General features: G+C 72.9%; 24 protein-coding genes and 1 tRNA gene. 19 read left to right on the forward strand and 6 right to left on the reverse strand.

Annotation, left to right across the window (positions count from 1 at the left end):
* Window positions 1–283: 283 nt before the first annotated feature.
* Window positions 284–1,573: a PTS transporter subunit EIIC gene (locus ABT238_RS16805; protein WP_350564184.1), complete on the reverse strand. Its 1,290-nt coding sequence runs from the start codon at window positions 1,571–1,573 to the stop codon at window positions 284–286.
* 379 nt (window positions 1,574–1,952) lie between these two features.
* Here ABT238_RS16805 and ABT238_RS16810 point away from each other — a divergent pair, with 379 nt between their 5' ends.
* From ABT238_RS16810 to rdgB, 4 genes are all read left to right on the forward strand, one after another.
* Complete coding sequence (locus ABT238_RS16810) at window positions 1,953–2,186, forward strand: PTS sugar transporter subunit IIB (protein WP_063349220.1); 234 nt, start codon at window positions 1,953–1,955, stop codon at window positions 2,184–2,186.
* Between the two features lie 174 nt (window positions 2,187–2,360).
* On the forward strand, window positions 2,361–3,095 hold the full coding sequence (rph, locus tag ABT238_RS16815) for a ribonuclease PH (protein WP_350564186.1): 735 nt from the start codon (window positions 2,361–2,363) through the stop codon (window positions 3,093–3,095).
* Window positions 3,096–3,304: 209 nt separating this feature from the next.
* Window positions 3,305–3,694, forward strand: coding sequence for a hypothetical protein (locus ABT238_RS16820; protein ID WP_350564188.1), 390 nt, complete (start codon window positions 3,305–3,307; stop codon window positions 3,692–3,694).
* A gap of 74 nt (window positions 3,695–3,768) precedes the next feature.
* Complete coding sequence (gene rdgB / locus ABT238_RS16825; protein ID WP_350564190.1) at window positions 3,769–4,374, forward strand: RdgB/HAM1 family non-canonical purine NTP pyrophosphatase; 606 nt, start codon at window positions 3,769–3,771, stop codon at window positions 4,372–4,374.
* Between the two features lie 63 nt (window positions 4,375–4,437).
* Here rdgB and ABT238_RS16830 read toward each other — a convergent pair.
* Window positions 4,438–4,515, reverse strand: a tRNA-Leu gene (locus ABT238_RS16830).
* A 14-nt stretch (window positions 4,516–4,529) separates the two neighbouring features.
* Window positions 4,530–5,360: an HNH endonuclease signature motif containing protein gene (locus ABT238_RS16835; RefSeq protein WP_350564192.1), complete on the reverse strand. Its 831-nt coding sequence runs from the start codon at window positions 5,358–5,360 to the stop codon at window positions 4,530–4,532.
* 409 nt (window positions 5,361–5,769) lie between these two features.
* Here ABT238_RS16835 and ABT238_RS16840 point away from each other — a divergent pair, with 409 nt between their 5' ends.
* Entirely contained in the window at window positions 5,770–8,148 is a 2,379-nt protein-coding gene (locus ABT238_RS16840; RefSeq protein WP_350564255.1) for a chitinase C-terminal domain-containing protein, read from the forward strand.
* A gap of 90 nt (window positions 8,149–8,238) precedes the next feature.
* Here ABT238_RS16840 and ABT238_RS16845 read toward each other — a convergent pair whose 3' ends face one another.
* Window positions 8,239–8,925 (reverse strand): hypothetical protein, encoded by a 687-nt coding sequence (locus tag ABT238_RS16845; protein WP_350761073.1) that lies wholly within the window; start codon window positions 8,923–8,925, stop codon window positions 8,239–8,241.
* 183 nt (window positions 8,926–9,108) lie between these two features.
* The gene (gene bcp, locus ABT238_RS16850; protein ID WP_350564196.1) at window positions 9,109–9,585 is read right to left on the reverse strand and encodes a thioredoxin-dependent thiol peroxidase; all 477 of its coding nucleotides are present in this window, start codon (window positions 9,583–9,585) and stop codon (window positions 9,109–9,111) included.
* 131 nt (window positions 9,586–9,716) lie between these two features.
* Here bcp and ABT238_RS16855 point away from each other — a divergent pair, with 131 nt between their 5' ends.
* From ABT238_RS16855 to ABT238_RS16865, 3 genes are all read left to right on the forward strand, one after another.
* Complete coding sequence (locus ABT238_RS16855; RefSeq protein ID WP_350564198.1) at window positions 9,717–10,067, forward strand: DUF3618 domain-containing protein; 351 nt, start codon at window positions 9,717–9,719, stop codon at window positions 10,065–10,067.
* Between the two features lie 203 nt (window positions 10,068–10,270).
* Window positions 10,271–10,573 carry a co-chaperone GroES gene (locus tag ABT238_RS16860; RefSeq protein WP_078881937.1) on the forward strand — a complete coding sequence of 101 codons (303 nt, stop codon included), beginning with the start codon at window positions 10,271–10,273 and terminating at the stop codon, window positions 10,571–10,573.
* A gap of 62 nt (window positions 10,574–10,635) precedes the next feature.
* Window positions 10,636–11,811, forward strand: coding sequence for a winged helix DNA-binding domain-containing protein (locus ABT238_RS16865; protein ID WP_350761092.1), 1,176 nt, complete (start codon window positions 10,636–10,638; stop codon window positions 11,809–11,811).
* 29 nt (window positions 11,812–11,840) lie between these two features.
* Here the strand turns inward: ABT238_RS16865 and ABT238_RS16870 are convergent, their stop codons facing one another.
* Window positions 11,841–14,303 (reverse strand): transglycosylase domain-containing protein, encoded by a 2,463-nt coding sequence (locus tag ABT238_RS16870; RefSeq protein ID WP_350761110.1) that lies wholly within the window; start codon window positions 14,301–14,303, stop codon window positions 11,841–11,843.
* Between the two features lie 260 nt (window positions 14,304–14,563).
* On the opposite strand from ABT238_RS16870, the gene ABT238_RS16875 reads away from it, so the two are divergent.
* From ABT238_RS16875 to ABT238_RS16925, 11 genes are all read left to right on the forward strand, one after another.
* The gene (locus ABT238_RS16875) at window positions 14,564–15,430 is read left to right on the forward strand and encodes an ABC transporter permease (protein WP_350564203.1); all 867 of its coding nucleotides are present in this window, start codon (window positions 14,564–14,566) and stop codon (window positions 15,428–15,430) included.
* Complete coding sequence (locus tag ABT238_RS16880) at window positions 15,423–16,286, forward strand: ABC transporter permease (protein WP_350564205.1); 864 nt, start codon at window positions 15,423–15,425, stop codon at window positions 16,284–16,286. Before ABT238_RS16875 ends, ABT238_RS16880 begins: the two co-directional genes overlap by 8 nt.
* A 31-nt stretch (window positions 16,287–16,317) precedes the next feature.
* Window positions 16,318–17,277 (forward strand): ABC transporter ATP-binding protein, encoded by a 960-nt coding sequence (locus ABT238_RS16885; RefSeq protein ID WP_350564206.1) that lies wholly within the window; start codon window positions 16,318–16,320, stop codon window positions 17,275–17,277.
* 184 nt (window positions 17,278–17,461) lie between these two features.
* Window positions 17,462–18,829, forward strand: a complete 1,368-nt coding sequence (locus ABT238_RS16890) for a glycosyltransferase family 2 protein (RefSeq protein WP_350761169.1) — start codon at window positions 17,462–17,464, stop codon at window positions 18,827–18,829.
* Window positions 18,826–20,142 (forward strand): nucleotide sugar dehydrogenase, encoded by a 1,317-nt coding sequence (locus ABT238_RS16895; protein WP_350761189.1) that lies wholly within the window; start codon window positions 18,826–18,828, stop codon window positions 20,140–20,142. Before ABT238_RS16890 ends, ABT238_RS16895 begins: the two co-directional genes overlap by 4 nt.
* A 53-nt stretch (window positions 20,143–20,195) precedes the next feature.
* Window positions 20,196–21,575, forward strand: coding sequence for a DUF445 domain-containing protein (locus ABT238_RS16900; RefSeq protein WP_502884226.1), 1,380 nt, complete (start codon window positions 20,196–20,198; stop codon window positions 21,573–21,575).
* Window positions 21,576–21,665: 90 nt separating this feature from the next.
* Window positions 21,666–22,733 (forward strand): adenosine deaminase, encoded by a 1,068-nt coding sequence (locus ABT238_RS16905; RefSeq protein ID WP_350564259.1) that lies wholly within the window; start codon window positions 21,666–21,668, stop codon window positions 22,731–22,733.
* A gap of 146 nt (window positions 22,734–22,879) precedes the next feature.
* A complete protein-coding gene (locus ABT238_RS16910; RefSeq protein WP_350761195.1) occupies window positions 22,880–23,446 on the forward strand; it encodes a hypothetical protein in 567 nt (188 codons plus the stop codon).
* A 97-nt stretch (window positions 23,447–23,543) separates the two neighbouring features.
* Complete coding sequence (locus ABT238_RS16915) at window positions 23,544–24,380, forward strand: DUF4097 family beta strand repeat-containing protein (RefSeq protein WP_350564213.1); 837 nt, start codon at window positions 23,544–23,546, stop codon at window positions 24,378–24,380.
* 37 nt (window positions 24,381–24,417) lie between these two features.
* Window positions 24,418–25,374: an ATP-binding cassette domain-containing protein gene (locus ABT238_RS16920; protein WP_350564215.1), complete on the forward strand. Its 957-nt coding sequence runs from the start codon at window positions 24,418–24,420 to the stop codon at window positions 25,372–25,374.
* Window positions 25,371–26,147: an ABC transporter permease gene (locus ABT238_RS16925; protein ID WP_350564217.1), complete on the forward strand. Its 777-nt coding sequence runs from the start codon at window positions 25,371–25,373 to the stop codon at window positions 26,145–26,147. Before ABT238_RS16920 ends, ABT238_RS16925 begins: the two co-directional genes overlap by 4 nt.
* Window positions 26,148–26,228: the final 81 nt, after the last annotated feature.

Raw genomic sequence — 26,228 nt, forward strand, 5'->3', positions numbered from 1 at the left:
GGAACCCTCGAAAGCGCCGCAGATGGGAAGCGCTATGAAATCGAAACCTACTTGCGGATCAACGATCTTGATTACCCGTCGTGATTGGGATTTTGGCTATTTGCGCAACAAAAAGCCGGGGCGGCCGAGGACTCCCCGGCAGGTCACCGGCGGGGTGCCGTCGGCTCGTCACGCGCCCGGCTCCGGCGTTCGCACCGGGACCAACGACCCGCCCCGGATATGCCGAAGACCCCCGGACCGGGGGTCCGGGGGTCTTTTCGGATTCGCCGTGGTGACGCTGGGTTTATGCCTTGGTCACGTCCTCGACCTCGCTCTCGTCCTCGCGTCCGGGCGTTTTCAGGTCGAATTTCACGATGATGAAGCGGAACAGCGCGTAGTACACGGCGGCGAAGCCGAGGCCGATCGGAATGATCATCCAGGGCTTGGTGGCCAGGCCCCAGTTGATCACGTAGTCGATCAGGCCGGCCGAGAAGCTGAAGCCGTCGTGCACCCCGAGCCCCCAGGTGACCGCCATCGACGCGCCGGTCAGCAGGGCGTGCACGCCGTACAGCGCCGGGGCGATGTAGGCGAAGGAGTACTCGATCGGCTCGGTGACGCCGGTCACGAAGGAGGTCAGGCCGACCGAGAGCATCAGGCCGTAGATCTCCTTGCGCCGGTGCGGCTTCGCCGCGTGGGCGATGGCCAGCGCGGCGGCCGGCAGGGCGAACATCATGATCGGGAAGAAGCCCGACTGGAACTGTCCGGCGGTCGGGTCGCCGCCCAGGAAGCGCGGGATGTCGCCGTGCACGACGGTGCCGTCGGGCTTGGTGAACTCGCCGAACTGGAACCAGACGAAGGTGTTCAGCAGCTGGTGCATGCCGATCAGCAGCAGGGCCCGGTTGAACACGCCGAAGATGCCCGCGCCGGCCGCGCCCAGGTCGGCGAGGTTCTGGCTGAACGAGTTCAGGCCGCGGCCGATCGGCGGCCAGGCCCAGACCGCCACGACGGCCAGCAGCATGCCGACCAGGGCGGTGATCATCGGCACCAGGCGGCGGCCGTTGAAGAAGCCCAGCCAGTCGACCAGCTTGGTGCGGTGGAAGCGCACCCAGAGCCAGGCCGACATCAGGCCGAGCAGGATGCCGCCCAGCACGCCCGGGTTCTGGTACGTCGCGGCCGCCGCCTTCGCCGAGGTGTAGTCCACGCACTGGTCGCTCACCAGCACGGTCGGCGGCTTGCAGTCTTCCGGGAAGGCGTGCACCACCTTGTAGTAGACGAGGAAGCCCACCACCGCGGCCAGCGCCGTCGAGCCGTCGGCCTTCTTCGCCATGCCGATCGCCACACCGACGCAGAACAGCATGGGCAGGCCGAGCGAGGAGTCCAGCAGCGCGCCGCCGGCCGCCGCGAACACCTTGGCGACATTGTCCCAGCCCAGGCCGTCCTTGCCGAAGACGTCGTCCTGCCCCAGACGGTTGAGGATGCCGGCGGCGGGCAGCACCGCCACCGGCAGCTGGAGCGAGCGGCCCATCTTCTGGAGGCCGCCGTAGAAGGTGTGCCACCACGTGGTCCGCGGTGCTGTGGCGCCTGCCGAACTCATCCTTCGCCCTCCGGGTGCAGTGGCCGGCCGCCGGCCCCCGCCGGGAGCCTCGGGCGGGGACCGGGAACACCCGGGGCCCTTCCTGCGTTCATCGGGGTACACCTATATTGGTGTAGACCACTTTGGGACGCAGGCGGCGCGCCGGGAGACGGCCCCACTGCTCGTCATCCTCGGACGCCGATCCGCGGCATGCGCGCCGGAGTGGGCCAAAAGTGGACTAACGTGGCATATCGGTCCGGCTCGGGTCATGCTGGTCGCGCTGCTCCGGCAGCGTGCCACGGCACGACCGACCACTGACCCCGCGTCACCGCGACCGAGGTCACCGCGCAGGACGGCACCCGGCAGAGCAGCCGACGGGCCGAGACAGAGGGAGAAAGCAATGGCCAGCAAGGCTGAGAAGATCGTCGCCGGTCTGGGCGGCATCGACAACATCGAAGAGGTCGAGGGCTGCATCACCCGCCTGCGCACCGAGGTCAAGGACGCCTCCCTGGTCAACGAGGCCGCGCTGAAGGCCGCCGGCGCCCACGGCGTCGTGAAGATGGGAACCGCGATCCAGGTCGTCATCGGCACCGACGCCGACCCGATCGCCGCCGACATCGAGGACATGATGTGAGCTGAGCCCACCGGGCTCGCGCACCCCGGCCCGCCGACCCCTCCGGTCGGCGGGCCGCGGCACGTCCGGGCACCGGCGGCGGCCCGTCCGGGCAGACCCGGACGCCTCGGGACGCCCCAGGACGCCTCGGGGCGTACCCGGACCACCCGCCGCAACCGACTACGCTCGGTGCCTATGTCACGCATCGACGGCCGCACCCCCGACCAGCTCCGTCCCGTCACCATCGAACGGGGCTGGAGCAAGCACGCCGAAGGCTCCGTCCTCATCTCCTACGGCGACACCAAGGTGCTGTGCACCGCCAGCGTCACCGAGGGCGTCCCGCGCTGGCGCAAGGGCAGCGGCGAAGGCTGGGTCACCGCCGAGTACTCCATGCTCCCGCGCGCCACCAACACCCGCGGCGACCGCGAGTCCGTCAAGGGCCGCCTCGGCGGCCGCACCCACGAGATCAGCCGGCTCATCGGCCGCTCGCTGCGCGCCGTGGTCGACCACCGCGCCCTCGCCGAGAACACCATCGTCCTCGACTGCGACGTCCTCCAGGCCGACGGCGGCACCCGCACCGCCGCCATCACCGGCGCCTACGTCGCGCTCGTCGACGCCGTCTCCTGGGCCCGCGAGCGCAAGCTGCTGCGCGCCAAGGGCAAGCCGATCACCGGCGGCGTCAGCGCCGTCAGCGTCGGCATCATCGACGGCGTCCCGATGCTCGACCTCCAGTACGAGGAGGACGTCCGCGCCGAGACCGACATGAACATCGTCTGCACCTCCGACGGCCGCTTCGTCGAGGTCCAGGGCACCGCCGAGGGCGCCCCCTTCGACCGCGCCCTGCTCGACCGGCTGCTCGACCTCGGCACCCTCGGCTGCGCCGAGCTCGACGAGGTCCAGCGCAAGGTCCTCGGCGAGCTGGAGGGCTGACACCGGCGAGCCGGCGCCGGCGGGCCGCCCCTTACCTCCTGAGGGCGCGGTTCCGCTTCGGTTTCCGGAAATCACCGGCTCCGGGCACGGCCGCTGTACAGGCCGGGCCCGGAGCCCGTACGGTTCCCGCAGCACCCGATTGCGGGAACCGCGCACCCCTCAGCGCGCGTCCTTCCCTTCCGGATACCCCGCGCACCCAGGAGGACCGGATGCCCCAGAGCATCGCCCGCCCCACCATGCTCGCCGTGGCCGGCCTGATCGCCATCCTCCCGCTCAGCGCGGTCAGTTGCTCCGCCGCCCAGAAGGCGATCGACTGCGGCAACACCGCCGTCAAGATCACCGGCGACATCAACGAGGTCAGCAACGCCTACAGCAACGCGAGCAACGACGCGGCCGCCGCCGGGCAGGCGCTGCAGAAGCTGAAGAACGACCTCGACCAGCTGGGCAAGAACTCCAAGGACACCGACGTCGCCCAGGCCATCACCGACCTCGGCACCCAGGTCGAGAAGGTCCAGCAGGCGGTCAACAACAAGCAGGTGCCGGACTTCAAGCCGCTCGGCGACGCCGCCTCGAACCTCACCAAGGTCTGCACCGGCTGAGGCGCCGGCCGGGGCGGCGGCCGGGGCTCCGGCTGACGCGGGATCACACCGTTTGCTCGGTTTAGGGTGGTTCCATGACCACTCGACTCATCCTCGCCACCCGTAACCAGTACAAGGTCGCCGAACTGCGCGACATCCTCGGCGACGCCGGCCTGGACGTCGAGCTGGTCGGCGCCGACGCCTACCCGGAGATCCCCGACGTCCCCGAGACCGGCGTCACCTTCGCCGAGAACGCCCTGCTCAAGGCACACGCGCTGGCCCGCGCCACCGGCCTGCCGGCCGTCGCCGACGACTCCGGCCTGTGCGTGGACGTCCTGAACGGCGCGCCCGGCATCTTCTCCGCCCGCTGGTCCGGCAAGCACGGCGACGACCGCGCCAACCTCGACCTCCTGCTCGCCCAGCTCTCCGACATCGCCGCCGAGCACCGCGGCGCCCACTTCTTCTGCGCCGCCGCCCTCGCCCTGCCCGACGGCACCGAGCGCGTCGTCGAGGGCCGCCTGCTCGGCACCCTGCGCACCGCCCCGTCCGGCGACGGCGGCTTCGGCTACGACCCCGTCCTCCAGCCCCTCGGCGAGACCCGCACCTGCGCCGAACTCACCCCCGCCGAGAAGAACGCCATCAGCCACCGCGGCCAGGCCTTCCGCGCCCTCGCCCCGGTCGTGAAGGACCTCATCGCCTGACCCCCGCGCACCACGGCAATGGCCCACCTGCCTTTGATTTGAAGGCAGGTGGGCCATTTTGCTTGGTACGCCCGGTGGGACTCGAACCCACGACACTGCGATCCTAAGTCGCAGCCCTCTAGCCAGCTGGGGTACGGGCGCACGTCGGCACAAGCCTACCGGCTGCCGGGGGCGCCGATGACAGGTTTGCGGTTCCGTCCGCAGTACGTCGGGGTGACGGCGTGGCAGTTCGGGCAGAGCAGCCGGAGGTTCTCGCGCCGGTTGTCGAGCCAGTCGCCGTTGATGTGGTCGACCTCCAGCGTCAGCGGACGTCCGCGCCAGGACGGCGGGGTGCCGCAGCCGGAGCAGGCGTCCGGTGTGCCGATGTGGACGAGCATGGCCCGCAGCCGGTCGCCGGGGACGCGGTGGCTTCCGGGCGGCAGCGCCACCAGGAGGGCGTCCGGACGGACCCGGGGCCCTGTCCGCGCGCCCCGGTTGTGGGCCGACCCGGTGAAGTGGCCGGTGTCCAGTCCGTGACGGGCGATGACGTTCTTGACGAGCTTGCGCGCCCCGCCGCTCTCGGAGAGGCCGAGCGCCCGGATCACGCCGGCGATGCTGGACTGTTCGCGGACGGCCGTGATCACCTGCTCGTCCCGGACCTCCCCGCGGAAGTGCGAGGTGTCGATGCCGAACTCGGCCAGTCGCCGCTTCATGTAGGAGTACGCGCTGTCGTACGGCACCACGCCCAGCTCGCGCAGCATCGCGCCGATCCCGGTGCTCCTCGCGGCGGCCTCGGCGAGCTGCTCCCGGGTGTAGGTCCGGCGCTCGTACGCGGGCCGGCCGCCGGTGAAGTGCGAGGTGTCGATCCCGTAGTGCCGCAACCGCTTGCTCAGGTAGCTGTGCGTGCCGCCCGCCAGCGGCACGCCAAGCCTCCTCATCATGTCGTTGACGCTGGACGACTCGGCGGCGACCGCCGTCAGCAGGTCGCGGGTGTACCTGACCGCCATGACTCTCCCCTTCGGGCTCGTGCGTGCCCGTCCCCCGTCCGGGTGAACGATCGGTGAGGCGTTCGGTTACGGGGGTGGTGCCGGCGGGGGCCCGGGTGGGGGGTGGTCGGCATGCGGAGGAGTGCGGGGGTGGCTGGGGTGTGGGGGGTGCCGGGTGACCGTCGACAATCAGCCGTTCGACCGGGGATGTTGGGGAATTGATTACCAATTGGTACAGACCTATTGACCTATGTGGTTCAGACCACATAGCTTCGGCGCCAATCTGCTTTCCCCCACGTGCGTGCTCCCCCACAGGCACGCGCCGACACTCTGCCCGGAGGACCGAGTGTTGATCCGATCCTCGGCGGAGCGGCGTCCCACCGCTGCCCGTCGTTCCACGAGCCCGGCGGCCCGCGCCGGCCTGGCCGCGATGGCGGGTGCGGCGATGGCCGGCCTGCTGGTGGCCACGCTGGGCGCGGCGCCTTCCCAGGCGTCCGCCGCCGTCGACAACGCGGCCTGTCGCCCCGACGGCCTGTACGCCACGCCCGGCGTCGACGTCCCCTACTGCAGTGTCTACGACACCAACGGCCGCGAGAAGATGGGCGCGGACCACCAGCGCCGCATCATCGGCTACTTCACCAGCTGGCGCACCGGCCAGGACGGCACCAAGCCGTACCTGGTCAGCGACATCCCGTGGGACAAGGTCACCCACCTCAACTACGCGTTCGCCCACGTCGGTTCGGACAACAAGCTGTCGGTCGGCGGCGACAACGCGCAGAACCCGGCCACCGGGATGTCCTTCCCCGGCGTGCCCGGCGCGGAGCTCGACCCGTCGCTGCCCTACAAGGGCCACTTCAACCTGCTGACGAAGTACAAGAAGCAGTACCCGAACGTCAAGACGATGATCTCGGTGGGCGGTTGGACCGAGACCGGCGGGTACTTCGGGGACGACGGCAAGCGCGTCAACTCCGGCGGCTTCTACTCGATGACCGTCAACCCGGACGGCAGCGTCAACCAGGCGGGCATCGACACCTTCGCCAACTCGGCCGTCGACTTCATCAAGAAGTACGGCTTCAACGGCGTCGACGTCGACTACGAGTACCCGACCTCGATGAAGGACGCGGGCAACCCGCTGGACTGGCAGATCGCCAACGGCAAGCGCGGCTCGCTGGCCAAGGGCTACGCGGCGCTGATGAAGACGCTGCGCGAGAAGCTGGACCGGGCCGGCGCCGCCGACGGCAAGCACTACCTGCTCTCGGTCGCGGCCCCGTCGTCCGGCTACCTGCTGCGCGGCATGGAGACCTTCCAGATCGCGCAGTACCTGGACTACGTCGACATCATGTCGTACGACCTGCACGGCTCCTGGAACAAGTACGTCGGCCCGAACGCCGCGCTGTTCGACGACGGCAAGGACGGCGAGCTGGCGGCGGCCAACGTCTACGGCACCGGCCAGTACGGCGGCATCGGCTACCTGAACGCCGACTGGTCGTACCACTACTTCCGCGGTGCGATGCCCGCCGGCCGGATCAACGTCGGCCTGCCGTACTACACCCGCGGCTTCAAGAACGTCCAGGGCGGCACCAACGGTCTCTGGGGCACCGCCGCGGCGACCACCTGCCCGGTCGGCTCCGGCCTGACCTCGTGCGGTGACGGCGCGGTCGGCATCGACAACATCTGGAACGACAAGGACGACGCGGGCAAGGAGTCCCCGGCCGGGTCGAACCCGATGTGGCACGCCAAGAACCTGGAGAAGGGCATCGTGCCCGACTACCTCTCCAAGTACGGCGTGACCGACACCGCCCTGCAGGGCAGCTACGTGCGCAACTACAGCTCCACCCTGGTGGCGCCGTGGCTGTGGAACGAGACCAAGAAGGTCTACCTGTCGACCGAGGACGAGCAGTCGATCGCCGCCAAGGCCGACTACATCGTCAACCAGGGTGCCGGCGGCACGATGATCTGGGAGCTCGCGGGCGACTACAAGTGGGACGCCACCGCCAACGGCGGCAAGGGCCAGTACGTGCCCGGTGACACGCTGACCACGCTGATGTACGACAAGTTCAAGGCGGCCTCGCCGTACGGCGCGACCCGCTCGACGATCGCGCTGCCGCAGCAGACCCTGCCGATCGACGTGTCGTTCACCAACTTCGCGCTGGGTGACTCGAACTACCCGATCAACCCGAAGATCCACATCGTCAACAACTCGACGACGACCCTGCCGGGCGGCACCGAGTTCCAGTTCGACTACAGCAACTCGGCCCCGGGCAACGCCAAGGACCAGTCCGGCTTCGGTCTGACCGTGATCAAGCAGGACCACTCCGGCACCGGCAACGTGGGCGGCCTCAAGGGCACCTACAACCGGGTCTCGGTGAAGCTGCCGGGCTGGCAGTCGCTCGCGCCGGGCGCGTCGATCGACATGGACTTCGTCTACTACCTGCCGGTGTCCACCCCGTCCAACTGGACGGTCAACGTGGGCGGCACGCTGTACGGCCTCAAGGGCGACCTGACCCGCGGCGCGGTCGACGGCGGCACGACGCCTCCGACCACCCCGCCGACGACGCCTCCCACGACGCCGCCGACCACGCCTCCCACCACCCCGCCCACCACGCCTCCGACCACGCCTCCCACGACGCCGCCGACCACGCCGGCCGGCTGCGCGGGTGCGCCGAGCTGGGACGCGGGCACCACCTACGCCACCCCGACCAAGGTCTCCTGGAAGGGCCACTACTACCAGAACAAGTGGTGGACCAAGGGCGACGACCCGAGCGCCAGCGGCTCTTGGGGTGTCTGGAGCGACCTCGGCGCCTGCTGATGACAGCGGTCGCCTGAGGTGAGAGACGGCGGTGGCGGTGCACCCGGTCGGGGGGTGCGCCGCCACCGCTGCGTCGTCGTGTCTCCGGGCCTACTTCTCGATGTCGCCGCGCATCGTGGCGAACAGGGCGGCCGCCTCCGCCGGGGTGGTCCTGGGGAACAGCGCGACGCCGGCCGTGGAGGCGTCGGACCAGCCGCAGACGACGTCCGTGGTGGGAGCCTCCGGCAGCTTGAGGCACTCCAGCGAGCCGCCGAGCGGGCCGGCCGCGAACGGGGTGGCGGTGGTCGGCTCGCCGGTGGAGCCGTTGCGCAGGGCGTAGTCGATCATGCCGCGCCAGAGGTGCTCGCGGCGCTTGGCCGGGTCCTCGGGGATGTTGTCGACGGCGATCAGCAGGATCCGGCGGCCGGAGGTCTGGCCGGGGCGGTCGAAGTCGGCGAGCACCATGTGCATGTTCTCGCGCATCTCGCCCGGGTCGACGGCGACGTCGGAGACGGCGTCCTTCCCGGTGGTCCTGGCGAGCCCGCCGGCCGTCCGCGCGTCGACGACCCGGCGCTTTCCGGCCGGGGCGGAGGGCTTGGCGGAGCCGCTCGCGGAGCTGCCGGCGGCGCTGCTCGCGGGTGCGGAGGCCGGTGCCGTGGCGGGCGCCGTCGTCGCCGGTGCCGAGGCGGCCGGGGTGGCCGGCGGCGGTACGGCGGTGTCCTCGTTCTCCGGCCCGCAGGCCGTCAGCGCGAGCGCCGCGACGATCGCGCCGGCGACGGCGACACGGGCGGTGGACACGGATCTGGCACTCTGCACGGCTCTACTCCTGGGGCGGGAACGTGACCCGGGCGGCTGGCGCCCGGTGAGCAGAACGCTAGGGGGTGCGGGCCCGCCGCCGACAGGTCCCGGGCAGAGCGCGGACAGCACCGGGACACGGCGGTGACGAAACGTCACGCGCCGCCGCCGTGCCCGGGCGTCGCGTCAGGCCGCGGCGACCTTGAGGTCGCGCAGCAGCTTGGCGACGTGGCCGGTCGCCTTGACGTTGTACAGCGCGTGCTCGACCTTGCCCTGCTCGTCCACGATCACGGTGGAGCGGATCACGCCGGTGACGGTCTTGCCGTACAGCTTCTTCTCGCCGAACGCGCCGTAGGCCTCCAGCACCTTCTTCTCCGGGTCGGAGAGCAGGGTGACCTTGAGGTCCTCGGCCTCGCGGAACCTGCCGAGCTTCTCCGGCTTGTCCGGCGAGATGCCGATGACGTCGTAGCCGGCCCCGGAGAAGACCTCCAGGTTGTCGGTGAAGTCGCAGGCCTGCTTGGTGCACCCGGGGGTGAGCGCGGCCGGGTAGAAGTAGACGATCACCTTGCGGCCGAGGTGGTCGGCGAGGGACACCTCGTTGCCGTCGGCGTCGGACAGGGTGAAGGCGGGCGCGGTGTCACCGGGCTGGAGACGCTCACTCACGGGTTTCTCCTGGTGCTGGACGGGCGGTCGTACCACGGCAAACCTACCTCCGATGGTGGGTGGGGCCGCGCGGCTGCGCGTGGTAGCTGACACACTGGGTCAGTCGCACAGGACGAACATCAGTGAATGGGGTGGCCCGAGTGGGCGAGGCGAGCAGTACGGACAAGTCGGCGCGGACGACCGCCCAGATCGAGGCGGACATCGCCCGGACCCGCACCCAGCTGGCGGCGACGCTGGACGAGCTCGCCGTGCGGGTGCACCCGACCACCATCTCCGCCCAGGTGAAGGCGAAGGCCGTGGCCGCCGTCGAGGAGAAGGCCGGCCGGGCGTACGTGGCCGCGAGCGGGCTGGTGGAGCAGGCCCGTGCGCAGTTCGTGGACGAGAAGGGGCAGCCGCGCAAGGAGCGGATCGTCCCGGCCGCGCTGGTCGGCGTCGGCCTGGTGCTGCTGGTCGCCTCGGCGCGCCGGCGCCGCAAGGGCTGAGCGGCCACCGCACCTCCGGGCCGGGCACCGCGTGCCCGGCCCGGTGCCGTTCCCGCCGCAGGACCGGGCTGGCGTCACACGCCGCGCCCGGGGGCGGTACCTTCGGGGTCGTGAGTACGAACGACGAACCGACCCAGCAGTCCCTCTCCGCCGAGGCCGACTCGCCGCGTCACGACCGGCTGGGCGAGAAGCTGCCGATCAAGATGCTGCACGACCGCGTGCTGGTGAAGACCGAGGCCGGCGAGGGCGAGCGCCGCTCCACCGGCGGCATCCTCATCCCGGCGACGGCCGAGATCTCCAAGCGCTGCGCCTGGGCCGAGGCCGTGGCCGTGGGACAGAGCGTGCGCTCCGTGGAGCCCGGCGACCGGGTCCTCTACGACCCCGAGGACAAGCTGGAGGTCGAAGTCCGCGGCGCCACCTACGTCCTGCTGCGCGAGCGCGACCTGCACGCCGTGGCCGCGATGCGCTTCGGCGACACCGAGGGCTCGACGGGTCTGTACCTCTAGCCGCCGTACGAGGTCCCGCCGGTCGTCCTGTCGCCCGACCTCTGAGCCCCGGGGAGCCGGTCATGGTCAGCAGTGGAGTGGAGATCGGCGACGCCGAGCGCCGGGCGCGGCTGGGGCGGCGGCTGCTGCTGGCGCCCGGCGGGTGGGCGGCGCGGGTGGAGGAGGTGGCCGACGCGGTCGTCGGGCTGCACGCCTCCGACCCCGCGACGGTGTACCTGTCGGCGTGCGCGCGGCTGCGCGAGCCGTCGGCGGGCGAGGTGGAGCGGGCGCTGTACGAGGACGTCTCGCTGGTGAAGCTGCTGTCGATGCGGCGCACGCTCTTCGCGGTGACCGAGGAGTTCGCGCCGTACGTGAGCGCGGCGGCGGCGCGGCAGATCGCGGCCAAGGAGCGGGCGACCCTGGTCAAGCACCTCGTGGAGTTCGCCGAGGGCTGGGACGAGGTCCGGCTGGCGCGCACCGAGCGGGCGGTGCTGGCGGCGCTGGCGGCGCGCGGTGAGGCGACCACGGCCGAGCTGGGCGCGGACGTGCCGGCGCTGCGCGAGACGATGCTGATGTCGGTGGGCAAGCCGTACGAGGCGAAGCAGAGCGTGGGGAGCCGGCTGCTGCGGGTGCTGGCCTCGGACGGGCACGTGCGGCGCTCCCGGCCGCGTGGGTCGTGGCTGAGCAACAGCTATCCGTGGGCGCCGGTGGCGCCGTGGCCGGACGTGCCGGTGCGGGAGGCGAAGGCGGAGGTGGTGCGGCGCTGGCTGGCGTCGTACGGGCCGGGCACCGTCGAGGACGTGAAGTGGTGGACGGGCTGGACGCTGGGGGAGGTCCGGAAGGCGCTGGCGGACGTCGGCGCGGTGGAGGTGTCGCTGTCCGGCGGCGCGGTGGGCCTGGTGCTGCCGGGGGACGAGGGGCCGGTGGCGGAGCCGGAGCCGTGGGCGGCGCTGCTGCCGGGGCTGGATCCGGCGGTGATGGGCTGGCGCGGCCGGGACTGGTACCTGCGGCCCGGGGACGTGCCGGCGCTGTTCGACCGGGCGGGGAACGCGGGGCCGACGGTGTGGTGGTGCGGCCGGGTGGTCGGCGGCTGGGCGCAGCGGGCGGACGGCGAGGTGGTGTGGCGGCTGTTCGGGGACGTGGGGGCCGAGGCGGGGGAGGCGGTGGCGGCGCAGGCGCGGCGGTTGGCGGGCTGGTTGGGGGCGGTCCGGGTGACGCCGCGGTTCCGGACGCCGTTGGAGCGTGAGCTGGTGGCCTGAGGCGTCGCGCCTGCGTGTCGCCTCGGGCGTCACGCCGGGGGCGGGGTGCCCGGTTGGGCGCCGGCGGGGGGTTGGGCGGTGCTGGGGCCGGGGCCCGGGGTGCGGGTCGGGTCGGGGGCCTTGCTGGGGGCGGTGGTCGCCGGCTGGGCGGTGGGCCGGTCGGTGGTGGGCCGGGTGCTGGGGGTGGGCTGAGGCTGGGTGGGTTCCTGCGCGGCGGGTGCCGTGGGGGTGACCGGTTCGGGGGCGGCGGTGGGCCGGGTGGGCTCCGGGGCGGGGACGGTCGGCTGCCGGGGGGTGAGCGGCGCGGCGGGGGCCGCGGGTGCGGCCGGGGCGGCCGGGGCCGCCGGGGTCTGGGCGGTGCCGTCGCGGCCGCCGGGGGCGTCCGGGGAGGGCACGGGGGCGGTGGGGGCGGCGGACGAGGTGGCGGTGGCGGTGGCGGTCGGGGTGCCGGTGGGTCCGCCGCCGGCCGGGCGGCCGTTGCCCTCGCTGGGTTCGAGGTCGAAGCTCTGGACGGGGGTGCCGTCCAGGACGGCGCTCATGTACGCGGTCCAGATCCGGGTGGGGAAGGCGCCGCCGTTGATCCGGGCGTAGCCGGCGGTGCCGGCCAGCGGTTCCTTGGCGTGGGTCTTCGGGTTCTCGCGGAAGAGGCCGACGGTGGCGGCGAGTTCGGGGGTGTAGCCGGCGAACCAGGCGGAGAGGTTGGCGTCGGTGGTGCCGGTCTTGCCGGCGGCGGGCCGGCCGAGGTCGAGGGCGGCGGCGCCGGTGCCGCGGGTGCTGATGACGTCGCGCAGGACGTCGGTGACGGCGTCGGCGGTGCCCCGGTCGAGGGCGGTGGCGGGGATGTGTTCGGGCAGTTCCGGTGCCTCGACGGGGCCGGTGCCGGGGGTGATCCGTTCCAGCGCGGCGACCGACCAGGGCCGGTGGGCCTCGCCGTGGTTGGCGAGGGCGGCGTAGACGCCGGCCAGGTCGAGGGCGCTGGGGGTGGCGGTGCCGAGGGTCATCGAGGTGTTGGCGGGGTCCAGGCCGGGGACGTCGCCGGGGATGCCGAGCCGGATGGCGGTCTCCCGGACGTGGTCGAGTCCGGCGTCCACGCCGACCTGCGCGTACACGGAGTTGACCGACTTGGCCATGGCCTGGCGCAGGGTGATGGGCCCGTAGTCGAGGTCGTCCTCGTTGGGCGGCGCGTAGGGGGTGGGGCCGTCGGTGACGGGGCGTTCGCTGGTGCCGTCGTAGCGGGTCTCGGTGGTGATCGGGTGGCCGTCGCCGCTGCTGTGGTGGGAGGTGAGGCCGGCGGCGAGGTCGACGGGCTTGAAGGTGGAACCGATCTGGTTGTCCTGGCGCAGTGCGTCGTTGTAGGGCTGTCTGGCGTAGTCGGGGCCGCCGTAGACGGCGACGACGCGGCCGGTGGCGGGTTCGACGGAGGCGCCGGCGACCCGGACGTCGGTGTCGGTGTCGGGCCGGGCGGTGGGGTCGAGTTCGTCGGTGAGTTCGTCCTGGACGGCGTGGACGAAGGCGTCCTGCTTCTGCTGGTCGAAGGTGGTGGTGATGCGCCAGCCGCCGGCCTTGAGGGTGGCGCTGTCGAGGATGCCGCTGCCGACCAGGTAGTCGTCGGCGACGCCGACCAGGTAGCCGGCCTGGCCGGCGAGGCCGGTGGCGGGCTGGGGGTCGATCGGCTCGGGGAAGGTGAGGGCGGCGCGTTCGGTGGCGCCGAGGAAGCCGAGCTGGACCATGCCGTCGAGGGTGTAGTGCCAGCGGGCGACGGCCCGTTCGCGGTTGGCGGGGGTGGCGGTCTTGACGTCGTAGGCGCTGGGGGCCTGGAGCAGGGCGGCGAGGTAGGCGCTCTGCGGGAGGGTCAGCTGGGAGGCCTCGACGCCGTAGTAGGCGCGGGCGGCGCTCTGGATTCCGTAGGCGCCGCGGCCGAAGTAGCTGGTGTTGAGGTAGCCGGCGAGGATCTCGTCCTTGCCGCGCTGCTGGTCGACCTTGAGGGCGATGAGCAGTTCGCGGCCCTTGCGTTCGATGGTCCGGCTCTGGGTGAGGTAGTAGTTCTTGACGTACTGCTGGGTGATGGTGGAGCCGCCCTGCATGCCCTGGCCGGTCAGGCTGTTCCAGCCGGCCCGGACCATGCCCTTCAGGTCGATGCCGCGGTTCTGGTAGAAGGTGCGGTCCTCGGCGGAGACGACGGCCTGCCGGGTGGTGACCGGGACCTCGTCGATGGTGACGTCGGTGCGGTTGACGGCCCCGGTGCGGGCGATCTCGGTGACGCCGTCGGCGTAGAGGTAGATGTTGCTCTGGGCGACGGCCTGCGCGTTGGGGTCGGGCAGCGGCACGATGACGTAGAGCACGGCGAAGGCACCGACGGCGAGCAGCAGTGTGCCGAGGACGGCGCCGAGGGTGACCCGCCAGGTGGGCAGCAGCCGTCGCCGGAGCGGTAGGGCGCGGCGGGCCTCGCGGCGGGCGGCCCGTTTGGCCTGGCGGCTGGTGCGCGGGGTCATGCGGAGATTATGTGCTATTTGACTGCGCATCAGCTGCCGGGGCGGCTCCGGTCGGGTGATGGAAAAACCGGGTGCGGGCGGGGCGCGGTCGCAGTACGGTGAAAGGTGCAAACCAGATAGCGCAGCCACTTCGGGCTTCGGCCCGTCAGCTCCGCCACCCGGCCCGGGACCCCCGGGGGATGGGCGGCCGGGGCCGGTCCGGCATGCGCGCTCGCGGACAGGGGTCTCCCTGTGCCGCTATTTGTCGATAAGGAGACAATATGCAGAGGCTTGGGCCGTCTCGGGCCGAGCTCCGTCCTCCCGATCCCGGCGGCGCCCGCGCCGCCCTGAGCCTGTACGCCGCGGTCGTCCGCGGCGCCTTCCGCCGTTTCTCCACCTACCGGGCCGCCACCGTGGCCGGGGCCTTCACCAACACGGTCTTCGGCTTCATCCTCGCCTACACCTTCGTCGCCCTCTGGCGGGCCCGCCCCGGCCTCGGCGGCTACGACGAGAGCGCCGCCGTCACCTACATCTGGGTCAGCCAGGCCCTGTTGATGACGGTCGCCGTCATGGGCGGCGGCTTCCAGGACGACGTCCAGGAGCGGTTCCGCAGCGGCGACATCGCCATCGACCTCTACCGCCCGGTGGACTTCCAGGGCTGGTGGCTGGCCACCGACCTCGGCCGGGCCGCCTTCGACCTGTTCGCCCGGGGCGTGCCGCCCGTGCTGGTCGGCGCCCTGGCCTTCCGCACTCGGATGCCCGAACACCCGCTGACCTGGGTGTTCTTCCTGCTGTCGGTGCTGCTCGCGGTGGTGGTCAGCTTCGGCCTGCGGTTCCTCGTCGCGCTCACCGGCTTCTGGCTGCACGACTCGGAGGGGGTGCGGACCCTGATGGTGATGCTGTCGATCTTCTTCTCCGGGATGCTGCTGCCGCTCGCGCTCTTCCCCGGCCGGCTCGGCGACCTCGCCACGGTGCTGCCCTGGGCGGCGCTGGTGAAGGTGCCGACCGACGTCTTCCTGGAGCGTGCCACCGGCACCGGACTGCTCGGCGCGCTGGGCTTCCAGCTGGCCTGGGCGCTGGTGCTGCTCGCGGCCGGGCGGCTGGTCCAGTTGCTCGCGACCCGCAAGGTGGTGGTCCAGGGTGGCTGAGCTGCTTGTTTCCCGCGAACCGCTGGCTCCCCGTGAACGGTTGGCCGCCCGGACGGCGTGGGCGGTGCGCTCCTGGTGGCTCGTCGCCGCCATGTGGACCAGGGCGCTGATGTCCTACCGGGCGTCGTTCGTGATGATGACCTTCGCCAACGTCACCATCACCTTCCTCGACTTCGTCGTGATCATCCTGATGTTCCGGCACACCGACAGCCTCGGCGGCTGGACCCTGCCCGAACTGGGCTTCCTCTACGGCACCTCCGCCTTCGCCCTCGGCACGGCCAACCTGTTCGTCGGCTCCATCGACGCCCTCGGCGAGCGCATCCGCACCGGCACCCTGGACACCATGCTGGTGCGGCCCGCGCCCGCGCTCGCCCAGATCTGCGCCGAGCGGTTCTCGCTGCGCCGGATCGGACGGCCCGCGCAGGCGGCGGCCGTGCTGGTCTGGTCGCTGTTCGTGCTGGACGTCCGCTGGACCTGGGACCGGGTGCTGCTGGTGCCCGTGCTGCTGCTCTGCGGCACCCTCATCTTCGCCGCGGTCTTCATCGGCTTCGCCGGCCTGCAGTTCTGGTGGGGCGAGTCCGGGCAGCTGCACCACTCCTTCACCTACGGCGGCGCGACCGTGCTGCAGTACCCGCCGACGGTGTTCGCCAAGGAACTGGTCGCGGGCACCGTCTTCGGCGTGCCGCTGGCCTTCGTCAACTGGCTGCCCGCCCTGCACATCCTCGACGAGCCCGACCCGCTGGGCCTGCCCGCCGCCTTCCGGTTCGCCTCGCCGCTGGCCGCCGTGCTGAGCCTGGCCGCCGCCGGCCTGGTCTGGCGCGCCGGCCTGCGCGCCTACCGCGGCGCCGGCAGCTGATTCCACCCACCGCCCTTACTGAGGAAGACCCATGGCACTGATCGAACTCGACGACGTCCGCCGCACCTTCACCGTGCGCGCCAAGGCCGGCCGGCTGAAGCGCGAGAAGCGCGAGGTGCGCGCCGTCGACGGACTGACCTTCACCGTCCGGGCCGGCGAGTGCGTCGGCTACATCGGCCCCAACGGCGCCGGCAAGTCCACCACCATCAAGATGCTCACCGGCATCCTCGTCCCCAGCGCGGGACGGCTGCGGGTGGCCGGCGTCGACCCGGCCCGCGAACGGGTCGCGCTGGCCCGCCGGATCGGTGTGGTCTTCGGGCAGCGCACCACCCTGTGGTGGGACCTCCCGCTGCGCGACTCCTACGAGCTGGCCCGCCGGCTCTACCGGATCCCCGAGCACCGATATCGCGCCAACCTGGAACGCTGCGTCGAACTGCTCGACCTCGGCACGCTGCTCGACACGCCGGTGCGCCAGCTCTCGCTCGGCCAGCGGATGCGCGGCGACCTCGCCGCCGCCCTGCTGCACGACCCGGCCGTGCTGTACCTGGACGAGCCGACCATCGGCCTGGACGTGGTCAGCAAGGGCAAGGTGCGCGACTTCCTGCGCGAGGTCAACCGCGAGCGCGGCACCACGGTGCTGCTCACCACGCACGACCTCACCGACATCGAGCAGCTCTGCGACCGGGTCATGGTGATCGACCACGGCCGGGTCGTCTACGACGGCGGGCTGGGGGGCCTGCACGCGGTCGGCGACAGCGAGCGGACCCTGGTCGTCGACCTGGCCGAGGAGCGCCCGCCGATCGAGGTGCCCGGCACCCGGGTGGTCCGGGTCGAGGGGCCGCGCCAGTGGCTGGCCTTCCCGGCCGAGCAGAGCGCCGCCCCGGTGGTGGCGGCCGTCGCCGCCGGCTACCCGCTGGTCGACCTCTCGGTGCGCGAGCCCGCCATCGAGGACGTGATCGCCCGGATGTACGCGGAGGTCGCCATCGGCTGAGCAACCGTTCGGCCGGGGAACGGGCGTCCGCCGCCGCTCGCTCGTGCGGGTGGCGAACGTGACCCCGCGCCGGGCCGCCTAGTTGACCGTTGCATCGCCCGGCGCCGCGCCGCCCGCCCCGCTTCGCGGGCGGCGCGGCGCCGGGCACCGTCCTGGCGACCCGTGCACCGGAGGGCAGCGCCCGATGACCGTACCCGACGTGACCGTGGTGATCGCGGTCTACAACACCATGCCGTACCTGACCGCCTGCCTGGACTCGCTGGTCCGGCAGAGCATCGGGCACGCGCGCATGGAGGTGGTCGCGGTCGACGACGGCTCCACGGACGGCGGCGGCGCCCTGCTCGACACCTACGCGGCCCGCCACCCCGGACTGTTCCAGGTCGTCCACCAGGCCAACTCCGGCGGCCCGGCCGCCCCCACCAACCGGGGCCTGGCGCTGGCCCGCGGCCGGTACGTGCTCTTCCTCGGCGCCGACGACTGGCTCGGCGACGAGGCGCTGGAACGGATGGTGACCTCCGCCGACACCTGGGAGTCGGACGTGCTGATCCCCAAGCAGGTCGGGGTGAACGGGCGGCAGGTCCCGCAGGGCATCTTCGGGGCCACCGCCGCCTCGGTCGGCTTCGAGGACTCCGCGCTGGCCTGGGCGCTCGCCGACACCAAGCTGTTCCGGCTGGAGCTGATCCGGCGGCACAACCTGGCCCGCAACGAGGATCTGAAGGTCTACTCCGACCAGCCCTTCACCCTCGCCGCCCTGCTGAGGGCCCGCCGGATCTCGGTGCTCGCCGACTACGACCACTACTTCCTGGTGCTGCGCGAGGACCGCGGCAACGTCACCCAGCGGGCCGGGGCGCTGGACCGGATCCGCGGCGTCGCGGCGGTGCAGTGGGTGGCCGCCGAGCTGGCCGCGCCGGGCGGGCAGCTGGACGCGATCAAGGCGCGGCACTTCGGCTGGGAGGTGCCGCAGCTGCTCCGGGCCGGCCTCCTGGACCTCGACCCGCCGCTGCGGGAGGAGGTGTGCGCCGGGGTCGGCGAACTCGTCCGGCGGTTCGCGGCGCACGAGGTGTACCACCGGCTCGCCGCCGCGGACCGGGTGCGGCTGGAGCTGGCGGCCACCGGGCGGTACCGGGCCCTGGGCGAGCTGATCGCCTGGGAGGCCGAGCACGGCGCGCCCGCGGAGGTGACGGAGGACGGGGCGGACGGGATGCGGCGGCGGTACGCGGGCTACCCGGCGTTCCGGGACGCCGAGGTGGGCCTGGCGGACGAGCTGTTCCTGCTGGGGGAGGAGGCGGTGGCGTCCGTGGCGTCCGTGGCGTTCGTGGAGTCCGACGGGGTGGCCGCGCCGCCGCCGAGGCTGGTGCAGCAGTTGTGGCGAGGCGCGGTGCCCGTCGGGGTGCGTCGGCGGCTGCGCCGCTACCCGGCCTGGCGCCGGCTGGCGAACGCGGTGGCGGGGTCGGGTGCCGCGGGGTCCGGTTCCGCGGGGCCCGGTTCCGCGGCGTCGGGTTCCGTGGGGCCCGGTTCCGTGGGACCCGGGGCGAACGGGGGCAGCCGGTGAACCCGCTCGACATCTGCGTGGTCGGCCTCGGCAAGCTCGGCCTGCCGCTCGCCGTCCAGTTCGCCGCCAAGGGCCACCGGGTCACCGGCGCCGACGTCGCCCCGCCGGTCGTCGAGGCCGTCAACGACGGCCGGCCGCCGTTCCCCCGGGAGGCCGGGCTGGAGGAGGCGCTCAAGCGGGTGGTCGCCGACGGGCGGCTGCGCGCCACCACCGACACCGCGGCCGCCGTCGCCGGGGCCGAGGCCGTCGTCCTGGTGGTCCCGCTGGTCACCACCGCCGACGGCGCCCCCGACTTCACCCTGCTCGACGCCGCCACCGACGCCGTCGCGGCCGGGCTGCGCCGGGGCACGCTGATCAGCTACGAGACCACCCTGCCGGTCGGCGTCACCCGGGGCCGCTGGGCGCCGCGGCTGGCGGCCGGCTCCGGGCTCGCCCCCGGCCGGGACTTCGCGCTGGTCTTCAGCCCCGAACGGGTCCGCACCGGCCGGGTCTTCGCCGACCTGCGCCGCTACCCCAAGCTGGTCGGCGGGATCGACCCGGCCGCCACCCGGCGCGGCGCCGAGTTCTACCGGGCGGTGCTGGACTTCGACCCGCGCCCGGAGCTGGACGCCCAGGGCCGGCCCAACGGCGTCTGGGAGCTGGAGTCCGCCGAGGCCGCCGAGTTCGCCAAGCTCGCCGAGACCACCTACCGGGACGTCAACATCGCGCTGGCCAACCAGTTCGCCCGGTACGCGGACCGGATCGGGGTGGACTTCGCGGCCGTCGCGGACGCCTGCAACTCGCAGCCGTTCAGCCATCTGCACCGGCCGGGCGTCGCGGTCGGCGGCCACTGCATCCCCGTCTACCCGCGGCTCTACCTCTGGAACGACCCCGCGGCGACGGTGGTCCGCGCGGCCCGGGCGGCCAATCTGGAGATGCCGGCGTACGCGGTCGGCGTGCTGGACGGCGCGCTGGACGGCGGGCTCGCCGGGCAGGGCGTGCTGGTGCTGGGCGCCGCGTACCGGGGCGGGGTCAAGGAGACCGCGTACTCGGGCGTGTTCCCGCTGGTCGAGGCGCTGCGTACGGCCGGGGCCCGGCCGTACGTGGCCGACCCGCTGTACCCGGCGGGGGAGCTGGCGGCACTGGGCCTGCCCGCGTGGGGCGGCGAGCCGGTGGCGGCGGCGGTGCTCCAGGCGGACCACCCGGAGTACCGGGAGCTGGCGCCGGCCGACCTGCCGGGCGTGCGGGTGCTGCTGGACGGGCGGCGGTGCACCGATCCGGCCCGGTGGGCGGGCGTGGCCGGGGTGCGCAGGATGGTGCTCGGGGGCGCGTGACGGCTGCGGCGCGCCCCGTTCGTTCGCCTTCCGCCCGGGCTCGCGCGGGTGCCGTGTGGGGCGGGTGTGACACCGGACCGGCGCGCGATACCCGGGAGCGCCGTCCGTTCGCGCCGGGCAGCGGGCAGACTGGCGGGGTGAGCGACGAAGCCTTCAGCGGGACCGGCCCCGGGATGCGGTTCACCGCGGCCGACGAGGAGAAGAGACGCGGCGTCCGCCGGATGAAGACCATCGCGACCGGCCTGCTGGCCTTCGCGACCCTGGTCTTCGTCCTGGCCACCTGGGCGAAGGCGGCCGGCGCCGGGGCCTGGGCCGGCTACCTGGCCGCCGCCGCCGAGGCCGGCATGGTCGGCGCGCTGGCCGACTGGTTCGCGGTGACGGCGCTGTTCCGCCGCCCGTTCGGCCTGCCCATCCCGCACACCGCCATCATCCCCACCAAGAAGGACGCCTTCGGCCGCTCGCTCGGCGACTTCGTCGGGGAGAACTTCCTCTCCGGCCACGTGGTGCGCGGCCGGCTCGCCGCGCTCGGCATCGCCCGGCGGCTCGGCGAGTGGCTGGCCGCGCCGGGCAGCGCCGAGCGGGTCACCAAGGAGGCCTCGGCGGCGCTGCGCGGGGTGCTCGCCGTGCTGCGCGACGACGACGTGCAGGCGGTCGTCGCCGAGGCGGTCACCCGGCGGGCCGCCGCCACCTCGGTCGCCGAGCCGGCCGGCCGGATGCTCGGCAAGGTGGTCGCGGACGGCGGCCACCACGGGGTGGTCGACCTGATCGCGGTGCGGGCGCACGACTGGCTGACCGACAACCACGCCGAGGTGGTCGAGCGGGTCACCCAGAAGACCCCCGGCTGGACCCCCAAGTTCATCGACCACCAGGTCGGCGAGCGGGTCTACAAGGAGCTGATGCGGTTCGTCACCGACATCCGGGACGACCCGCGGCACCCGGCGCGCGGCGCGGTCGACAAGTTCCTCGCCGATTTCGCCACCGAGCTGCAGACCGACCCGGAGACCATCGCCCGGGTCGAGCGGGCCAAGGGCGAACTGCTCGCCCGGCCGGAGGTGCAGGACCTCATCGCCTCCACCTGGGCCGCCGTCCGGTCGCTGGTGCTGAACGCCGCCGAGGACGAGGAGAGCGAGCTTCGCCGGCGCATCCGCGAGGGCGTGCGCGGCTTCGGCTCGCGCCTGGCCACCGACACGAAGCTGCAGGCCAAGGTGGACGGCTGGCTCCAGGACGCCGCCCAGTACCTGGTCGACACCTACCGGACCGAGATCACCTCGCTGATCTCCGAGACGGTGGCGGGCTGGGACGCCGAGGACGCCTCGCGCAAGATCGAGGCCAACGTCGGCCGGGACCTCCAGTTCATCCGGATCAACGGCACGGTGGTCGGCGCGCTCGCCGGGCTGCTGATCCACACCGTGGCGGTCGCGCTCGGCGGCTGAGCCCGGTCTGCTTATCCTTGCCAGCACCGCTCAAACGCGCGTAGACCTCAGAGAAGGGCACCCACCGTGGTCCAGCCGGACGGAAGTCGGATCGGAACCCCCAGCGCCAGCACCCCCGCGGGCCCCGCGGACCGCTCCATCGAGGCGTTCATCGCCGCGATGCCCAAGGCGGAGCTGCACGTCCACCACGTCGGATCGGCCTCGCCGCGCGTGGTCGCCGAGCTGGCCGCGCGCCACGAGGGCCGGGCCAGGGTGCCCGCCGACCCGCAGGCCCTGGCCGAGTACTTCACCTTCACCGACTTCGCGCACTTCATCGAGGTCTACCTGAGCGTCGTGGACCTCGTCCGCGACCCCGAGGACGTCCGCGCCCTGACCTACGGCGTCGCCGAGGACATGGCCCGGCAGAACATCCGCTACGCCGAGCTGACCGTCACCCCCTACTCCTCGGTCAGCCGGGGCATCCCCGACGTCGCCTTCATGGAGGCCATCGAGGACGCCCGGGTGCGCGCCGAGAAGGAGCTCGGGGTGGTGCTCCGCTGGTGCTTCGACATCCCGGGCGAGGCCGGGCTGGCGGCGGCCGAGGAGACCGCGCGGCTCGCCGTCGACCTCGCGCCCGAGGGCCTGGTCAGCTTCGGCCTCGGCGGCCCGGAGATCGGCGTGCCGCGCCCGCAGTTCAAGCCCTACTTCGACCGGGCGCGGGCGGCCGGCCTGCGCAGCGTCCCGCACGCGGGCGAGACCACCGGGCCGCAGACGGTCTGGGACGCGCTGCGGGTGCTCGGTGCCGAGCGCATCGGCCACGGCACCCGGGCGGTCGACGACCCGGCGCTGCTCGACCACCTGGGCGAGCACCGGATCCCGCTGGAGGTCTGCCCGACCTCCAACATCGCCACCCGCGCGGTGGAGCGGATCGAGGACCACCCGATCAAGCGGATGGTCGACGCCGGGCTGCTGGTGACCGTCAACAGCGACGACCCGCCGATGTTCGGCACCGACCTCAACACCGAGTACGCGGTGGCGGCCCGGCTGCTCGGCCTGGACGAGGCCGGGGTGGCGGCGCTGGCGAAGAACGCGGTGGAGGCGTCCTTCCTCGACGCCCCGGGCAAGGCGCGGCTGGCGGGCGAGATCGACGCCCACCTGGCGCGGTGGCGCCAGGTCTGACCTGCGGCCTTCCGCTCCTCGGGGCCCCGTCGGCGTGCGTCGGCGGGGCCTTTGGCGTCTCCGGTGCCACGTCTTCGCCTGGATGGCGCCACGGTGTGGTGCCAAAAAGGCTCGACATGGCGCCACGGGTGTGCCATTCTCTAGCCATGGATCTCACGCCGTACGTCGACAACCTCCGGCACGAGCTCGCGGTGGCCGCGGGCGCGGGCGGGGACGAGGCACGCGCCCTGGCCGAGCGCCTGACCCTGCCGTTGGAAGCGGCCGCCAGACTCACGCTGCTGAACGCGCTCTCCGATGCCATGGGGGAGGTGACGCGGGAGCTGGCGCCGGGTTCGGTGGACGTCCGGCTGCGCGGGCTGGACCCGGAGTTCGTGGTCTCGGTGCCGCCGGGCGCCGACGCGTTCCACGACACCGAGCCGGTCGGTGCCGCGATGGCACCACCGGCACCACCGGTGGCACCGTCGGCGGCGTCCGCCGTCCCGGCCGCCGGCCCGGGCGAGGGGGCCGACGACGGCAACACCGCCCGGATCAACTTCCGGCTCCCCGCCCACCTCAAGGCCCGGGTCGAGGAGGCCGCCGGCCAGGAAGGGCTCTCGGTCAACGCCTGGCTGGTCCGGGCCGTCTCCGCCGCGCTGGACCCGGGCGCACCCGTGCGGCCCGAGCCGCGGGCCAGGCGCGCCCTCGGCCAGGGGTTCACCGGCTGGGTCCGCTAGTCCGCCCGCCCGTTCCACCCGACCATCCGCCCACCTGCCTACTCCACCCCTTTCCACCTGCGGCGACGCAGGGCAGAGCCACGAGGACGGGACAGTCATGCCTTCTTTCGACACCCCCAACCCGATCAGCGTCACCCTGGAGTTCGACATCGGCTCGGTGCGGATCACCGCGGCCAAGCGCACCGACACGGTCGTCGAGGTCCGTCCGGCCGACCCGGCCTCCGAGACGGACGTCCGGATCGCCGAGCAGACCAAGGTCACCTGCGTCAACGGCGCGCTGGTGCTCAAGGCTCCGAAGAAGCGGTCGATCTTCGGCCGTCCGGGATCGATCGACGTCGAGATCGAGGTGCCGGCCGGCTCCGAGGTCCGCGGCGACGTCCCGATGGGCGACTTCCTGCTGGAGGGCGTCTTCGGCGACTGCCGGCTGAAGACCTCGGTCGGCCGGATCCAGGTCGACGAGGCGGCCACCGTCCACCTGCGCAGCGACCACGGGGAGGTCCGGCTGCGGCGGGCCGACGGGGACGCCGAGGTGCAGTCCTCCGGGCGGATCGAGCTCACCAGCGTCGCGGGCTCCCTGACGGTCAAGAACCTCAACGGCGAGACGGTCGTCGGGCAGGTCGGCGGCGAGCTGCGGGCCAACTCCTCCAACGGCGCCATCACCGTCGGCACCGCGCTGGCCGGGGTGGACGCCAAGTCCGCCCACGGCACCATCCGGATCGGCGAGGTGGTCCGCGGCCGCACCGTGCTGCAGACCTCCATCGGGGATCTGGAGATCGGCATCCCGGAGGGCACCGCCGCCTGGCTCGACGTGCACACCAAGGTCGGCGGCGTCCGCAACGAGCTGGAGGCCTCGGGGGCGCCGGGCGAGGCCCTGGAGCGGCTCGAGGTGCGGGCCCGGACCCAGCTCGGCGACGTCGTGATCCGGCGCGCCTGACCGGCCGCGGCCGACCACGGACAGGGGGAGTGACCACATGACCATCACCAGCACGCTCGGGCCGGACACGGCCATCTCGGCCGTCGGGCTGACCAAGGCCTACGGCGGGCGGACCGTGCTCGACGGCATCGACCTGAGGGTCCCCGAGGGCACCGTCTTCGCGCTGCTCGGGCCGAACGGCGCCGGCAAGACCACCGCGGTGGAGATCCTCTCCACCCTCGTCCCGGCCGACGCGGGGTCCGTCCGGGTGGCCGGCCACGACGTGGTCCGGGAGGCCGACCGGGTGCGCGCCGCGATCGGCGTCACCGGGCAGTTCTCGGCGGTGGACGACCTGCTCACGGCGGAGGAGAACCTCCTGCTGATGGCGGACCTGCACCACCTCGCCCGCCGGGAGGGGCGGCGGCGGGCGGCGGAGCTGTTGCGGCGCTTCGAGCTGACCGGGTTCGCCGCGAAGCCCGCGAGCACCTTCTCCGGCGGCATGCGGCGCAAGCTCGACCTCGCCATGACCCTGGTCGGTGACCCCCGGGTGATCTTCCTCGACGAGCCGACCACCGGGCTGGACCCGCGCAGCCGGCGCACCATGTGGGAGCTGATCGAGGGGCTGGTCCAGGAGCAGGGCGTCACCGTCTTCCTGACCACCCAGTACCTGGAGGAGGCCGACCACCTGGCCGATCGGATCGCCCTGCTGGACGGCGGCCGGATCGTCGCCGAGGGCACGGCCGAGGAGCTCAAGCGGCGCATCCCGGGCGGTCACCTCCGGCTCCACTTCGCCCGCCCCGCCGAGCTCGCCGCGGCCGCCGCGCTGTTCGACTACGCCGGCGCGGACGCCGAGGCGCTCACCCTGTCGATCCCCGGCGACAACTCGGTCGTCACGGTGAAGGCCGTCCTCGACGTCCTCGACAACGCGGCCGTCCGGGCCGAGTCGCTCACCGTCCACACACCCGACCTCGACGACGTCTTCCTGACCCTGACCGCGGAGGGGGCCGCCCGATGAGCACCGTGTCCTACGCCGTCACCGACTCGCTGACGATGCTGCGGCGCAACCTCAGGCACGCGCAGCGCTATCCGGCGATGACCTTCTCGGTCGTGCTGATGCCGGTGATGATCCTGCTGCTCTTCAACTACGCCTACGGCGACACCCTGGGCGCGGGCATCGGGGGCGGCGACTACATCGACTACGTGACGCCCGGCATCGTGCTGATGGCGGCGACCGCCGGCTCGCTGGTGACGGCGGTCGGGGTCTGCGTCGACATGACCGAGGGCATCGTCAACCGGTTCCGGACGATGGCGATCGCGCGCTCGGCCTTCCTCACCGGGCACGTGCTGGGCAGCGTGATCCAGACCGTGCTGGGTCTGCTGATCGTGGTCGCGGCCGCCTTCGCGATGGGCTTTCGCCCCGACGCAGGTCCGCTGGAGTGGGTGGCGGCGGCCGGGCTGCTGCTCTTCGTGACGTTCGCGCTGACCTGGCTGTCGGCCGGCATAGGCCTGGTCGCCAAGACGCCGGAGAGCGCCAGCAACCTGCCGCTGCCGCTGCAGTTCCTGCCCTTCGTCGGCAGCGCGATCGTGCCGCCGGAGTCGATGCCCACCGCCCTGCGCTGGTTCGCGGAGTACCAGCCGTTCACGCCCCTCATCGAAACCCTGCGGGGGCTGCTGATGGGCACCGCCATCGGGTCGAGCGGGATCGTCTCGCTCGCCTGGTGCGCGGCCCTCACCGCCGCCGGGTACCTCTGGGCCCGCGCCACCTTCCGCCGTCCGGCCAAGCGCTGACGGCAGGGGGCGCGGGGTCCGCGGCCGCCGCAGGGACGGGCGGCGGCCGCGGGCCTGAACGACCGGACGGCCGGGCTGTTC

The sequence above is a fragment of the Kitasatospora sp. NPDC001527 genome (genome assembly GCF_040298605.1).
Taxonomy (GTDB): Bacteria; Actinomycetota; Actinomycetes; order Streptomycetales; family Streptomycetaceae; genus Kitasatospora.